Raw genomic sequence first — 13650 nt, 5'->3', positions numbered from 1 at the left:
TCGTGAGCTCCATGAAAACGGGCATAGCTCGCAACCGACACCAACACCGTCAACCACGCCGCTACGCGGAGGTTTTCAAATGAGGCAACGTATCCGGCTACGCGGAGGTTTTCTACGAGTCAACGCGCTCTCTGGACTCCCCCGCTTGACTTGCATACCCTGACACTTGTCGCGTGCCTAGAGATCAGAGGGTAGCCATGTTCACTGTCCGTTTCGTCACTGATAGACACGCCCCGGGACAGACCGTCACGATGCGGTGGGCTCCCCGCTGGGATCTGGATCGAGGGGGCTACTACACAAACGGCGCCTGGACCTTCCACTTGGACGAGGGAGCTTTCGCCGGGGGGCTTGAGTTCAAGTTCGTCCTGGCCCCGGGTATGTGGATGGACGGGCCTGACCTGTATCTGCCCGCTCCTGCATTGGTTGGGGAGATCAGCTTTTCCGAAGACAACGTCACCTTCCCGGAACAGACAGCCTTGTTCATCGAAAACTCAGCGGTCGCCCAACGATTCCTCGCCCGCAATCTCGATCCAGACCATGAGTACGATGTCCTTATTGTTGGCTCGGGCATGGGCGGTGGTCTGTTGGCGTCACGGCTGGCCGATGCTGGAGCGGATGTGCTGGTGCTGGAGGCTGGTTCGTACCTTTTCCCTACCCACGTGGGGAACCTCCCGCGCCGTATCCGCCCCGGAGCCTTTGACAAGCATGTCTGGTCCCTCTGGCCCGACTTTAAGGTCATCAACTTCAACAACTCCGCAGGCTCACAGTACGCCGGCGCCCAGGGCTTCAACCTTGGCGGGCGTTCGCTGTTCTGGGGCGGACTCATCCCCCGTCAGGCCCCCTGGGAACTTCAGCAATGGCCGGCAAAAGTCACCACCTACCTCCTCAACGGCGGCTACGGCACCGCAGAGCAGGCGCTGAATCGTGTGCCCCCTGATGCCAACCCATATCAGGACGCCTCCCGTGCGGCGTTGCAGGGAGTCATGCCTGGTTTCGTCGCAGAAGACGCCCCTGTTGCAGTCCAGTACGAAGGGCACCGGGAATGGTCTATTCCCGGCGGCATCTTCTCAACCGCAGATCTGCTGCTTGAAAACAGGTTGATTGATGATCCCGGTCCCGGACGTACCCGGCCTCAGATAAACCTCAATTTCGCAGTGTGGACCGTGACGGTTGACCCGAATAGGCCGAACCTTGCTACTGGAGTGACGGGGTGGGATCTTCTCGCCCAAAAGCAACGCACGTTTCGGGGCAAGACCGTGGTTCTCTCCGCGGGCACCCTTGAGTCCGCCAAGATCGCCCTGCAATCCGGCCTGGCAGACCCAAACGGGAGGATGGGAAAGGGACTGACGGACCATACCATCAGGTATCGGCATTTCACGCTTCCCCCGGATTCTCCGTTCGCCAGTTCCACGGCCTCCGCAAAGGTGTTACTCACCCACCCAAACGCCAACGCACAGCAGCACGCATTCGACGTTGTCGTTGAGCTCGGTGCCGAGTTCAACCAAGGAAGGTACGTGGACCCGGAGAATCTCGCTGAGGAGCGTCGTAGGCGAGCTAACTGGATGATGTGCGAGGCCGTGTTCATGAGCTATGCACCGCTCAATGACGCTAACTCCTTAGCCGTCACCGGCAACCCTGCCGACCGAGTCACCGTTACCATGAGCCGTACCGGGCCCAGCGCAGCCGAGCTGACGGAGACAGATCAACTGGCAGCGGGGCTATTCGCCGCGCTCGGTGCCCAACCCGTTCTGGGAGAAGGAGGGCTCGGACTGCAGGACGCTCTGCTTGGTGGGGTAGGGCATGAAGTCGGCACCTTGCGAATGGCGGACGACGGGAGCGGAGTAGTGGACGCAGATTTGAAATTCGGCGGCTACGAGAACCTTTATGCATGTGACAACTCCGTGTTTCCCGCCTCGCCCGCTGCAAACCCGTCTCTTACGCTGGCTGCCCTAAGTCTGAGGCTCGCCGCACACCTATCCGCTTGATCGCTTGCTGGTGATTTCCTACATACTTCAGGGCACGTCTGCCCTTCACTGCTGCAACCGACAGGACTTGACGCGTTATTGCTGGACTGACTAGCCCGGCGGGGTCAGAACGTCGTTCAAGATGCTTCGCGCCAAAGTAAGCATCCAGTCGCGGAAAGCCTGAAATCTCCTCACACGGACCGATGGGGCCGGAGATCAGATCCATGGAGTCGTAGAAATTGGACCACCTCATGTTGGCTTGTGCGGCTTTCAGACCTCTCACCAAAGACGACCTATCGTGACGAAGGAGCTTAATGGCACTGCCAAACGTCCATAGTTGGTCGCATTTTTGCTTCGTTGCGCCTAGTGCGTCCACTGCCAGGATTGACCCCAGTGAATGCGCAGCGATTACCGTTTTCGAAGTCCTTCCGGTAAGCCATTCGAAATCACTAACCACTCTTTGTCGTGCGCGCAGTGCCGTAAACGGATGCTTTTGATAGATCATCACATCTCCGACGACGCTCGTTAGGAAATTTATGATCGGTTCTACGATCCTCTGAATAGGGGTTGTCATCGGAGACGCGTGGGCGGGAGTAGGACAGTGCGATGCCCAGAGACTGGGCGAGCTGGAGGGTGCTGCCGGCCCGCGTGGGCGAGCCGTTGTCGGCATGCAGCACGTCCGGGCGCTGCCGGTTTTCGGTAACGGCGTCCCTGATCAGTGCGGCCCTTGAGCTTCGCCGGGAAACCGATCACGGCCGGCTGGTCCGCCGTGAAGGCCTGCGCCCTGATGGTCTGCACCGCACGCCCGTCCATGCCGTCGGGGATCGTGGCGCCCACGCCGAGCGGGCCTCTCCGAACCGGATCATTGACGCCGAAGAGGAGGCGTTCATGGAGCTGTTGAATTCCAGTGAATACGCCAACCTTTCTGTCACCCAGGCCTACTACCGGATGCTCGACGCGGGGCACTCCTTCTTGTCCATCGCCGCCGCCCACCGCATCGTTGCCCGGCACGGGCAGAACGGGGATCGCAGGGATCAACGCACCCCCGGAACCGGCCCTAAACGGGCCAAACCGGTCCTGACCGCGACAGCCCCGAACCAGCTGTGGAGCTGGGACATCACCATGCTGCTTGGCCCGGTAAACACACCTACCGGCTGCTCCACACCATGCTTGACGTCTTCTCCCGCAGGGTCGTCGGGCACCGGGTCGAACAAGCCGAAACAGCGACCCTGGCCGGCGATGTCTTTCCAGGCTTTCGCGTCAACCTTCCGGCCGCTCCGGCTCCGGTTCTTACAGTCCCAGATCCGTCGCGGCCGCGCTCTTGGCCATCGCGTCCAAGAGCGCGGAAGCTTTTCTCAGAATGTCCACGGCAGCCTCGGACCGTGGCAGATTGTCCTTGAGGATTTCGTTCTCCTTCAAGACGTGTCTGAGCAATCGCCTATCGCCTGCGTTCTGCACCACGCCCGCCTACGACGGGACAATAGCCCATTCCCCTGACCCGATCTTCCGGAAACTGACGGAGACCTTGGACGTTCACTTCGCCTACCACGGTGAACCGGGCAACCTCAGGATTACCGCCGAGCTCGGCACCGCCGGCGGCTGGCACTCCACCGTTCAGCTAGCTGAGCCCGCCAGCTTCACCAACACCGACCACGAAGGCACCGTGCGCCTGAACCTCAAAGAGCTCCAAGCACGAGCCGACGCCGCAGCCGCCATAACCGGCCTAGCCGCCACTCCCTTGACCATCAGGATTCAACCGCACGTCACGACCGCCTCCGGAGCCGAATTCCGGCCAGGACTAACACTGACCCTGACCCCGCTCCAGCTCAGTCTGGCCGACGGTGAGAAAGCCCTGACCGTCAGCGACACAGCGACCGCCCAACACGCCGTCATTGTCCCGCGGACCCTGGGAATGAACGGATGGAACATTAGCGCCGCCACGGCCCGGATCATCTCGACAGTTCTGATACTTACAGCCCTGACCATAGCCCTGGTGATCCTCGTTTTCGCCCAGGGCAACGCCCCGGGCGATGAAGCAGCGGCCATCCGCCGCCGTTACGCGGCCCTGCTGGTCCGGGTCCACCCGATGCCGACGCCGCAGGGTCGGCCTGTCATCGACGTCACCGCCTTCGCGACCCTGGCCAAACTTGCCGAACGCTACGGCCTGCTCGTTCTGCACTGGACAAGAAGCGGCGTGGAGACCTTCGTAGTGCAAGACGAAAACATCACCTACCGCTACCGCCCCGGCACCAACCAGCCGCCGTCGAGCACCGCAGCGGAGCTGACCGATGCAATGGACCCGTCCACCACGAGAGTGGACAAGACACACTGACCGGGGGCTCCAACTGGAAGCGCAGGAGGACCTGTTCTGCCATCACAAACCAAGGTGGACACGTGGGGCGTGCACCACGAGGCCCGACGTGTCGTCGACTCGGACAGCAACACCGGCCATAGAATGTTCAATAACGCACCGCCCCTTGTTCCCCCGGTCCAGCGGGCGGGCGTCCGCCACTTCGCGGTCGCCTCCGCATCCGTTACCCGTGCAGAGGCAACGTCATCTGTAGAACCCTGGGCGTCTGGGGATGCCAGGTGCACCCTCGCCTGGGGTGAAGATCCTGTCCGAACAGCTGTTATCCGACCTCCTGAGGTCATCCGTTGAACTTCCCAACAACCAGTTCATTGAAAGCCAGCCGGGTTGATTTCTTGCCCTGATTTGGGGGGGAAGGCTTCAGGCCGTGTCGCGCCCTTGCACTGCTTCCCAAGCAGTCCATTTCTGCGGATCCGCAGAGGGCCGGCCCAGCAAGAAGCCTTGACCGGCAAACATTCCAAGTCCTGTCACCGCGGCCAGTTCGCCCTCGCTCTCGATGCCTTCAGCGATGAGCTGCGCCCGGATCCGTTGTGCGAACTCCACCATGGCCGCGCCAAGGGCGCGCTGGCCCGGGTCCTTATCTATTCCGGCGATGAGGCTCCGGTCGAGTTTGATGATGTCGGGGTGCAGATGGAGGATATGGCGCATGGACGCAAACCCCGCCCCGGCGTCGTCCACCGCTACCCGCAGGCCGCGCATCCGGAGCGGAGAAAGGGCGGCCACAAGGGGGGCGTAAGCGGCGACGGCCAGGTTTTCGGTCAATTCCAGCACCAACCGGTCAGGACTGATACCTGATCTGGCAAGAAACCCCGGCAGCCGCGGGTCCAGGCAGGTTTCAGGTGAGAGATTCAGGGCTACATACAGGTGGGATGGAAGCCCGGTCGCTGCGGTAAGCGCCGATTCCAGAGCTGCGAACTCGAGATCAGCGGCCAGACCTACGGTCGCCGCCTCCGAAAACCAGCGCTCCGGGCTGCCCCCGGCGTCCTCGACGAAGCGCGCCAAGGCCTCGACTCCGATGACCCTGCCGGTTGCAAGTTCGTGAATGGGTTGAAAGGCCGTGAGGAACGTTCGTTCCCGTAGCACCTGCTCGATCCGCTTCCTGGTGCGCTCCAGAGCCAACACCCGCTCGGTTTGCGGACTAAGCGGCCTGCAGGCACCTTCGAATCCTGTGCTGGCCCCGCCGATGGTGGGGCGGGCGTGTCCGGACACCTCCATCCACAAGGGGGTCCCATCCCGGTGCCGGCACCTGGCAACGACTCCGGACCAGCTGGAACCGTCAGGTGTCAGGGCAGCGGCAACTGATTGGCGGGCCTGGGCCAGATCGTCCAGATCGATCACGATACTGGCCGGCTGCCCTTCCAGTTCAGAGGGAGCGTACCCGAGGAGATCCAATGAGGCGCTGCTGGAGAAAGTGAACGTCCCGGCGTCGTCCATAGCCCACCACCATTCCTGGCGGGGATGCAGAACCGAGTCCATAAGATCCGAAAGGCCCTCGGCCCTGGATCTCTCACCGTGCCGGGCCCTCCTATCACGCCACCCGGCATAAAGTGCCACGAGAATCAGGAATCCCGCGACAGCACCCAGAAGCCCCCGCAGCGCAGGAGAATCCAGCGAAACCAGATGTCCTGATCCCAGCAACGCCAGAATCGCGACAGTGAAGCCGACCTGCACGCACAAAACACTCACCAGCAAGTGACTGCCGACAAAGGACAGCAACCTGTTACCCCACAATTCCGGCATTTATACCCCCTTGCACAGAATAAACCGCCAAAGACAAATATTGGGGGAAGGGAACCCCCCTCCCCCAAACAGGCGCTCCAGCGACCCATCGCTGTCATTTCCAGCTTCCCGGACAGGCTTTTCCAAGGTCACTCTCGTGGCCATGTAAGTACCCGGGCATGCTTCGATTCTCTCGGATCTTATTACCGAGGCAGTAGATACGGGCTCGCCAGGGGTTATTCGACGTGGTGTGAGTTGCTGCCCCTTCCCTGGGCAGGGCCATGAGACCATGAGGAAGTTGTGGCCGACCCCCAAGGTCGTCCAGAGAGCAGCTAGTTTCCGTAATAAGTTCTACGGAGGATACGTAACAGTGACGAATACTTCAGAGTTCTGGCGTACCGACCCTGCCACACTCCGCGATGTGGTGCTCGACCGCAAGGCTCTCGAGAGTGCCCTCGCCAACGGATGCACACCCTTGGAACGGATCCGGTTTCTTGCCCTGCTCAACAGGGAACCTGAAGCTCTACAAGTAGGCTTCCGGGTCCTGGCTGAATCCAGGCACCGAAGGGAACCGCTGCTCATAATCGCCCAGATCTACCAACGTCAGTATCGCTGGCATGAAGCCGCACGACTGCAAGAAGAAGCCCTGCAACTGGCTGCTACCCGCGCAGAAGAAGCCGAAGTAAGGCACCACATCGGACGACGGCTCTTTGACGAAGCCCGATACCGCGACGCTGCCAACGAATTTCAATGGGCCTCCGACCTCTACCGGATCTCCGGCCAGCACCAGCTCGCGGAACAATCCAAACACTCCATGCGACGCTCCCGCGAAGTTCACGCCAGAGAATAAGGCCCCGCCCGGTTCCCTTGATTGTGTGGGAAAGGCGAGCCGGCGAATCCATCTGAGCTGGGCAAAAATGACTTTTATCAACTCGAAGTCATAATTGCACCTTTGTAATCTTCGAGTGGAAGGTCCGTCGATCCCCCAATTGTCGGCGGACCTTCTTCATGCCCCAGCAACCAGGAAACCTACGAGCGGAACGACTTGGCAGGGGAGTTGTCTCCTCGACGCCAGAAGGGCAACCGCGTATAGCGCAGCGGCCGACCCACTACGCGAACCCGGCGCGGTGATGCAGCTAATAAAAAAAACTTCTTGGCTGACCACTCTTCTTGGTAATCTGAAGACGGTCATGCAGGCGGCCGCACCGTCTCTTGCTAGAGGTAATTCACCTATGACCACCAAGCCCGCTGCCACCCTTGCCGTCGATCTGGACGTGGCCGCTCTCACGCTAAAAGCTGCAGGCGCACCCACCCCCGAAAATGAACGACGTATGGCAATGACACGCGTGCGACGTTTGCCGCCCAACCACGATCAGCTGGGTTGGACAGGCCCCACGCGGTCCTGGTTGGCACGGGCTTAAGCTGACGGGATATGGCCCCAGAGAAACGTATTGGGGGGGCCATATCCCGTCGATGCCAACGCCCTAATTCATAAACGCCTAGCATTCAGATCGAAGGTCCGTCGATCCCCCAATTCGGCGGACCTTCTTCTTGCCTGTCTGTGACTTGCCCCTCTTGGAACGCTTCCCCAGCCACACAATAAGAAAGTCCCCGGCATTCGCGCCGAGAACTTTCCGATCTAAGAAGCAACAGCCAGGGAACGCTGCCACACAAATATTGTTGCTCGCCAGTTGGCTTGGCCAGTTGCTTTGGGAGCCCTCATCCTGGCCGTTCTCGTGTGGCATACGCCTTTAGTGCGCTCATATCCACATTCAGCAGCTCAAATCGGTAATGGTGCAGGGCCGGTATCCGCAACACCACCCAAGTAGCCGCCCCTACCGGACCCGAAACGCCTTATCCAAGTGCCGAGGAAGCGAAGCAGCAACGTCCCACTTCCTTGGAACGGGACACCCCAGGTGGGACGCCCGGAGTGGACTGCTCCCGAATTGCATCCGGATGAAGCCTAAGCTTCTTCGGTTTCGGGTGAACTGATGATAGCGCCGCAACCGAAGACAATGATGTAGCCGTCGGGATCACGAACGTAGACGTTCTTGAAGGTCATTCCATCGCTGTGGGTTTGCTCAATGGGGCCAAGAGCTATCTCGGCACCATGATCGTGAAGTTCCTCGACAAAAGTCTCAAACTCCTCGAAGTTGACGAGGGCGAACGTGTCCCAGCCATGATCGGGTCCCCGCCAATCAGTTGGATAGGTGTCACGCTTGGCGGCAGTTGGATTCGGTCGTACCTGCGACGGGTCCTGTGCCTGTTGAAGGATCAGCTGCAACCCCCCGCGCAGCGCGTGTCCCCACCCGTCCACCTCGCAGCCAAGAATGTCGCGGTAGAAAGCCTGCGACTGTTCCAGGTTTGTAACCAGTCGTACCTGGCGAGCCTCATGGATCGTCGTCCTAAGCATGCTTGTGTCCTTTCATGGAAGCCAATGCCCTAATGCAACCATTCTTGGCACGGGCGGGCAATCGTTTTCCCTTCACCTTGTCGTGGCATTTACCGGCTGCAATAGTAAGCAGCAGAGCTCGGTACCGTTCTGGGCGTTCCACTGGACCCCAATCAAGTAGAGACAAAATCATTCGGCAGCGGATCACCAACTCCCGCTTCGAATGTGCGTTCCACATCCTTGGAAGTGGAGTACTCGTCTTGGGACGGCACGGCACCGGCAGGAGGGGGCGCCCAGGGGACCCTCTCAGTTTTCACTAAGCAGCGACACTGAAAAACCTTTCCTGAGGGAGGAAATTCGTTGGTTATCCCGGCTCTGCAATGCCCGCGGATGCCAGATGCCCTCACTCGGGTAATCGAGGAATCCATTTGTGACTGGATTAATTGACTTTCAGCCGGAAGAGGCACACAGTGGCGTTACGCACCACGTCGTTGGTGATGTCCGTTCATGGTGGGGGCTACAGAACGGATTTCTTATTGCTCTCACGCGATGAGCCGATCAGCAGGCTAGAAGTGGGCAACCAGCAAGTCGCTGGACCCTCCTTCCGGTCCACAGTCAATGTCGACAGACGCGTCAAGCGCTTCAACCTGGTCCAATTTTTATCCTTTTCTCTAGCAAATTGGGGTCCCACTCATGGGTTCAATCACCCGCGCTGCACTCGTCCTCGCCTTCTCCGCAGCCCTCGCCGGGAGTACGGCGCTGCCCGCCTCGGCGGATCCGACAACCGCCACTATCCAGGTCACGGGAGGTGCCCTCGCAATCAGCGTTCCTACCGACGCCGGTAGTCTTGGCACACGCGTGAACACCGTTGACGGGGGGACTATCAGCGGAACCTTGGGGCAGGTGCAGGTCAATGATGCTCGCAGCGCCATTGCCGGTTCCGGCTGGGTTGCGAGCGTCATTTCCAGCGCTTTCACCCCGGCGCCGTCTGGAACAGCTATTGCTGCCAGCGCTGTCGGCTACACGGCCGGAACCATCACGAAAGTGGGCACTGCGACCTACACAGCGAATGACCCGGCCAGCCTCGTCGGTGTAGTTCCTGCGGTCACAGCGACTGGGATCACCGGGGACAACTCCGCGACATGGAACCCGACGATCCGCGTCGCAGTCCCGGGAGGCGCCGTCGCCGCCGTCTACTCGGCGATAATCACCCACTCCCTTCTTTAGGCACCGATTGGGCACGTACTCGCGCGAGGGACGCCCGGCGTTCCTCCCGCACATATGGCAACGCATCATGCGGTCCATGTTGTGCATTGTCGCCAGCGTCGGTTTGTGCGTAGTTGTCGGGGTGCCCGTGGATGCGTCCACGGGTACCCCGACAGGCCAACTCCCTGCCGTAGGCCTCGGGCTGCGGCTCCTCGACGCTCCGTCCGGCGCCGCGAATGATCCGCGGGCACAGCTATACATCGTGGACCACCTCGCCCCTGGAACGCTTATTCAACGGCGGGTCGAGGTTTCGAACGGAACCGCTTCATCTACCCCTGTCGTCCTGTATTCTGCCGCAGCCACCATTGCGGACGGCGCGTTCCTGGGCGCCCCCGGCGACACGCCTAACGACTTATCCACCTGGACCTCTGTCAATCCGGGCACGTCCACGGTCCCGGCGGGCGGAAACGTGACAGCCACTGTAACCATCGCCGTCCCGGCCGACGCAGCTCCAGGGGAGCAGTACGGCGTTGTCTGGGCCGAGGCGAGTTCGGGTCCCACCAATGGCGGCGGCGTCACTCAAGTCAGCCGCGTCGGTATCCGTCTCTACCTGTCCGTTGGGCCCGGCGGGGCGCCCGCGGCCAACTTCACAGTCGACTCGCTAACCGCCAAGCGCACGGCCGACGGCCGGCCATCTGTCATTGCGTCCGTCCACAACAACGGCGGCCGGGCACTGGACATGTTCGGAACCCTGGAACTTTCGGGCGGTCCGGGCGGGCTCAGCGCGGGCCCGTTCCCCGCCAGTCTCGGCACGACCGTGGCTATCGGTGCCACCGAATCCGTCATGATCGTCCTAGACAAGCAGGTACCCGCCGGTCCCTGGGAAGCAGGGATCACACTCCATAGCGGATTGCTCGAACGCCGAGCCCAAGCAACCATCACCTTCCCCGACGCCGGGTCATCGCCCCCGGTGGAAACGAAGACCCCCGAATCCGGATGGCTGTACGTTGCCATCGCGGTGCTGGTCGTCCTGCTGTTGGGTGCCGCCGCATGGCTCCAATTGCGCTACCAACGTCGGCGCCGCATCACGGCGGAGTTCGCCACACGGACCCATCCAATGGGCGGCCCCAACACTGAACAGGGGCCGGAGGCCAAGCATCCCGGGCAGGGCAGCTCCTGATGGGACATCGCCATGGTCGGCGGCACACTCTTTGGGTTGTCGATAGGGTCCCACTTCCTTGTGTCTGGGACACTCCCCCAACGGTTCAGCTCAGTGGAATGACCCGCAACATGCGGTGTCCCGTTAGTTATCCCAAAACTCCCGCCACAATCCTCGTCACGGAGATAACTTTCGGTACGGTTTTAGACATTGGGTACGCGTTGTGAATCACAGCGATAGGTGGGGCGTTTTCTCGACGGTTCATATCGCTAACAGGTGCCCGTAAGCCGAACCTTCAACGTTCACTTTTTCATGGATCGGATCGAGTGTTTGGAAGCTGCATTCAGCGTTTCTGCACCTCACTTGGTTCGCTCTCCCAAGTTTGAGGGAAGCTGGCGATTGATGCAGTGTTGAGTAAGTTCTTGTCGATTAGGGCGTGTTCCTTGAGAGATGTCGGGCAATGTTAGTCATGCCAGCAGGGGGGTTTGGCATAAACGAGTCAATCCTTCTACTCTCCTAGCGGTTTGGTGCAACGGAACAACGATGGCCGGAATTGAGCCGGTACTGGACGGTTCCTGTTTCCGGATCCTGGCCTACGAACTCGACGGTGAAAGCATCGCACTTCGGTTCATCACCGAATTCCGGAACCTGCTCCCGTCACGGATGAATAGGATCCAACGCGCCGTAGGCGATCAGGACCTGGCAGCGGCGATGGATGCTGTACTGAGCCTGGCATCTTCAGCATCCATGGTGGGAGGACTTCAGGTAGCACACCAATGCCGCACGATCGGTCATGCTGTGAAGATTTCCGATTTCGTCACGGCCCAGCGCGCCAGTCTCGTGCTCGAAGGGCAAACACAGGCTCTCGCCAATGAGCTCACTGCGATGCTGGATGCGCGTGGTTGCAGATTTGGTGGATGCTCAGCCTAAGGCGCCCTTCAATACTTGCTCATTTGGTACCGGCAGTGTCCCTGTTGCCTCACGTCAATACCTCCGCGAAGGGGCATACGTTGCCTCATTGGAAAACCTCCGGTTGGGTCGGCGGTTCCAGTCCTCGTTGACCGGGGGTTTGATGGGTGCAGGTTGCTTGGCGGTGGCGAGGGTTTCGAGCCGGCCGGTAAGGGCCAGGATCTGACGGGACAGGGCCGCTGGCCTGACTTTCCGGTATTCGGTGTTCATGCGGGTGGCCGCCTTCGGATCAGTATGTGGGTCGGCTGCGGTGCGCCGGTGCGGAGTGGCCGGCGCGTCATGGGTTTTTGTCACCCTTGCGCCGTGGCGGGTCTTGGAGACGAGCTTTTGCTGTGAAAGGAGGTAGTTGGTGAAGGTGCGGTCCAGTTCCCAGATCTGGTTCAGCAGCTCCAGTTCCGCGGCGGTGTCGTACCGCTGGTAGCCGACAAGTTCGCGGACCCTGGACCAGTTTTTCTGCTCGACGTGGGCGCCGTCGTTCTTGTTGTAGGGGCGTGAGCGGGTAAAGGTGATCCGGTGTTCCTGGCAGAAGTCGAACAGCTCGTTGTTGATGAACTCGCCCCCGTTATCCGAATCAATGCCGATCACCGGGAACGGGAACACGGAGATAACGTGCTGCAGGGCGGCGAAGACGTGCTTCTGGGCCTTGTTGGGCACGGACCTGTTCACTGTCCATCCGGTGGCGATGTCTGTGACCGTGAGTGTGAAGCAGAACTGCCCGGAACTGCTTGACCCGTCGTGAGCGACCAGGTCTATCTCCACAAAGCCTGGCACCGCGTCATTCCACTGCGCCCAGGTGCGGATGGGAATCTGGGACTTCAGCAGTGACCCTGGCTTGGTGTGAGAGCGTCCGCGCGGCAGCAGCCTGGCACGTTCCCCGGCCAGGCGCCTGTCGATCGTCGCCGCGCTCATCCGTCCCAGCAGCTTTGCCTGGGCGTCCGTGATCTCCAGGGCGTTCTCCCCGCGCAGCATCGGGACGAGTTCGGCCATCACCGCGGCCAGCAGCTTCCCGGCAGGAGCGCGCAGCACCGCCCAGCAGAGCACCAGAGCGGGCTGCAGATCCGCGCCGTATACCGGTGCCCGGCCCGGCCTCACGCGCCTGGGCCCGGGAGGATCAAGGGCATGCCGCAGCACCGCCCGGGCATGATCCCGGTGCCAGCCGGTCAGCTCAACGACCTCGTCCAGGATCCTCCCCTTCCGGACCCTGTCACCGGCCAAATAGGACCTCGCCAGCTGCTTCGTCACGGCCTTGCGCTCAGCCATCGTTAATCCCATCCACCCGGCGTAACCCCAACCGCTTACCCCGGCAACCCGACGAGCCCAGCCGGAGGATTATTTATGAGGCAACGTATCCCCCTTCGCGGAGGTTATTTACGAGTCAACGCGGTGTCTTTCGCACTGCGTCGCCGAGACGTACGATGTACCCGTCGGGAGCCATGTTTAAGGCCTCAGTGTCGCCTGCCATTGATGGCAGGCATCCCGCCATGACTGGGAATCGGCGGATTCATTTTTGCATCATTTGCATTGAAAGAATCCAAATATAAGTATGAACAATTAGCCGGAGACTGCCTACCTGTTGAGTGGCGAGGACAGCGTAGGCGATTGGCACTGCTCGCTCGCCCGATTTAAAAGGCGCAGCTCATTCTGGATGCTGCGGCCGGGTGGCTTTTTGGGAGCCGGAAAAAAGGCTTCCGAAGCACACACGGACCGGCAAATGCCGGATCCCCGAATTCCTTTTATTTGTGCCTCCGGGTCGAGGCCCAGGGCACCTGCAGAAAGCCTGAAAAATGAAGCTATCACTCCGTCGCGTCCTGACTCTGTTCGCGGCAATACTGTTCGTCCTCGTAACGGGTATGACTGCGGCACATGCGGTCAC

Annotated in this window: 11 protein-coding genes; 8 read left to right on the top strand and 3 right to left on the bottom strand. The window is 60.7% G+C overall.

The features are described from left to right. The first annotated feature begins 173 nt into the window (after nucleotides 1-173). The 3 genes from MU551_RS22815 (at nucleotide 174) to MU551_RS22805 (ending at nucleotide 4296) form a co-directional block, all read left to right on the top strand. Complete coding sequence (locus MU551_RS22815; protein WP_247048856.1) at nucleotides 174-1985, top strand: GMC oxidoreductase; 1812 nt, start codon at nucleotides 174-176, stop codon at nucleotides 1983-1985. A 585-nt stretch (nucleotides 1986-2570) separates the two neighbouring features. Continuing rightward, nucleotides 2571-3461, top strand: a complete 891-nt coding sequence (locus MU551_RS22810; protein ID WP_247048855.1) for a hypothetical protein — start codon at nucleotides 2571-2573, stop codon at nucleotides 3459-3461. 28 nt (nucleotides 3462-3489) lie between these two features. Then, a complete protein-coding gene (locus MU551_RS22805; RefSeq protein WP_247048854.1) occupies nucleotides 3490-4296 on the top strand; it encodes a DUF5305 family protein in 807 nt (268 codons plus the stop codon). Nucleotides 4297-4692: 396 nt separating this feature from the next. Here MU551_RS22805 and MU551_RS22800 read toward each other — a convergent pair whose 3' ends face one another. Beyond that, on the bottom strand, nucleotides 4693-6072 hold the full coding sequence (locus tag MU551_RS22800) for a sensor domain-containing phosphodiesterase (RefSeq protein ID WP_247048853.1): 1380 nt from the start codon (nucleotides 6070-6072) through the stop codon (nucleotides 4693-4695). Between the two features lie 349 nt (nucleotides 6073-6421). Between MU551_RS22800 and MU551_RS22795 the strand changes: the two genes are divergently transcribed. Both MU551_RS22795 and MU551_RS22790 read left to right on the top strand, forming a co-directional pair. Then, nucleotides 6422-6901: a hypothetical protein gene (locus MU551_RS22795; RefSeq protein ID WP_247048852.1), complete on the top strand. Its 480-nt coding sequence runs from the start codon at nucleotides 6422-6424 to the stop codon at nucleotides 6899-6901. A gap of 382 nt (nucleotides 6902-7283) precedes the next feature. Continuing rightward, complete coding sequence (locus MU551_RS22790; RefSeq protein ID WP_247048851.1) at nucleotides 7284-7472, top strand: hypothetical protein; 189 nt, start codon at nucleotides 7284-7286, stop codon at nucleotides 7470-7472. A gap of 542 nt (nucleotides 7473-8014) precedes the next feature. Here MU551_RS22790 and MU551_RS22785 read toward each other — a convergent pair. Then, on the bottom strand, nucleotides 8015-8464 hold the full coding sequence (locus MU551_RS22785) for a VOC family protein (protein ID WP_247048850.1): 450 nt from the start codon (nucleotides 8462-8464) through the stop codon (nucleotides 8015-8017). Nucleotides 8465-9136: 672 nt separating this feature from the next. On the opposite strand from MU551_RS22785, the gene MU551_RS22780 reads away from it, so the two are divergent. From MU551_RS22780 to MU551_RS22770, 3 genes are all read left to right on the top strand, one after another. Continuing rightward, nucleotides 9137-9670, top strand: coding sequence for a hypothetical protein (locus tag MU551_RS22780; RefSeq protein ID WP_247048849.1), 534 nt, complete (start codon nucleotides 9137-9139; stop codon nucleotides 9668-9670). Between the two features lie 76 nt (nucleotides 9671-9746). After that, nucleotides 9747-10829 carry a COG1361 family protein gene (locus MU551_RS22775; protein ID WP_247048848.1) on the top strand — a complete coding sequence of 361 codons (1083 nt, stop codon included), beginning with the start codon at nucleotides 9747-9749 and terminating at the stop codon, nucleotides 10827-10829. Between the two features lie 522 nt (nucleotides 10830-11351). Further along, nucleotides 11352-11738: an Hpt domain-containing protein gene (locus tag MU551_RS22770; protein WP_247048847.1), complete on the top strand. Its 387-nt coding sequence runs from the start codon at nucleotides 11352-11354 to the stop codon at nucleotides 11736-11738. 54 nt (nucleotides 11739-11792) lie between these two features. On the opposite strand, the gene MU551_RS22765 is transcribed toward MU551_RS22770, so the two are convergent. Continuing rightward, nucleotides 11793-13037, bottom strand: a complete 1245-nt coding sequence (locus tag MU551_RS22765; RefSeq protein ID WP_247048846.1) for an integrase catalytic domain-containing protein — start codon at nucleotides 13035-13037, stop codon at nucleotides 11793-11795. Nucleotides 13038-13650: the final 613 nt, after the last annotated feature.

The organism is Arthrobacter rhizosphaerae (assembly GCF_023062595.1).
GTDB classification, from domain to species: domain Bacteria; phylum Actinomycetota; class Actinomycetes; order Actinomycetales; family Micrococcaceae; genus Arthrobacter; species Arthrobacter rhizosphaerae.
This window is presented reverse-complemented; position numbering and strand designations above follow the sequence as displayed.

Coding starts and splice junctions, on each gene's coding strand:
- MU551_RS22765 (WP_247048846.1), bottom strand. CDS start 13,037: ATGGCTGAGCGCAAGGCCGTGACGAAGCAGCTGGCGAGGTCCTATTTG.
- MU551_RS22770 (WP_247048847.1), top strand. CDS start 11,352: ATGGCCGGAATTGAGCCGGTACTGGACGGTTCCTGTTTCCGGATCCTG.
- MU551_RS22785 (WP_247048850.1), bottom strand. CDS start 8,464: ATGCTTAGGACGACGATCCATGAGGCTCGCCAGGTACGACTGGTTACA.
- MU551_RS22800 (WP_247048853.1), bottom strand. CDS start 6,072: ATGCCGGAATTGTGGGGTAACAGGTTGCTGTCCTTTGTCGGCAGTCAC.
- MU551_RS22775 (WP_247048848.1), top strand. CDS start 9,747: ATGTTGTGCATTGTCGCCAGCGTCGGTTTGTGCGTAGTTGTCGGGGTG.
- MU551_RS22810 (WP_247048855.1), top strand. CDS start 2,571: ATGCCCAGAGACTGGGCGAGCTGGAGGGTGCTGCCGGCCCGCGTGGGC.
- MU551_RS22780 (WP_247048849.1), top strand. CDS start 9,137: ATGGGTTCAATCACCCGCGCTGCACTCGTCCTCGCCTTCTCCGCAGCC.
- MU551_RS22790 (WP_247048851.1), top strand. CDS start 7,284: ATGACCACCAAGCCCGCTGCCACCCTTGCCGTCGATCTGGACGTGGCC.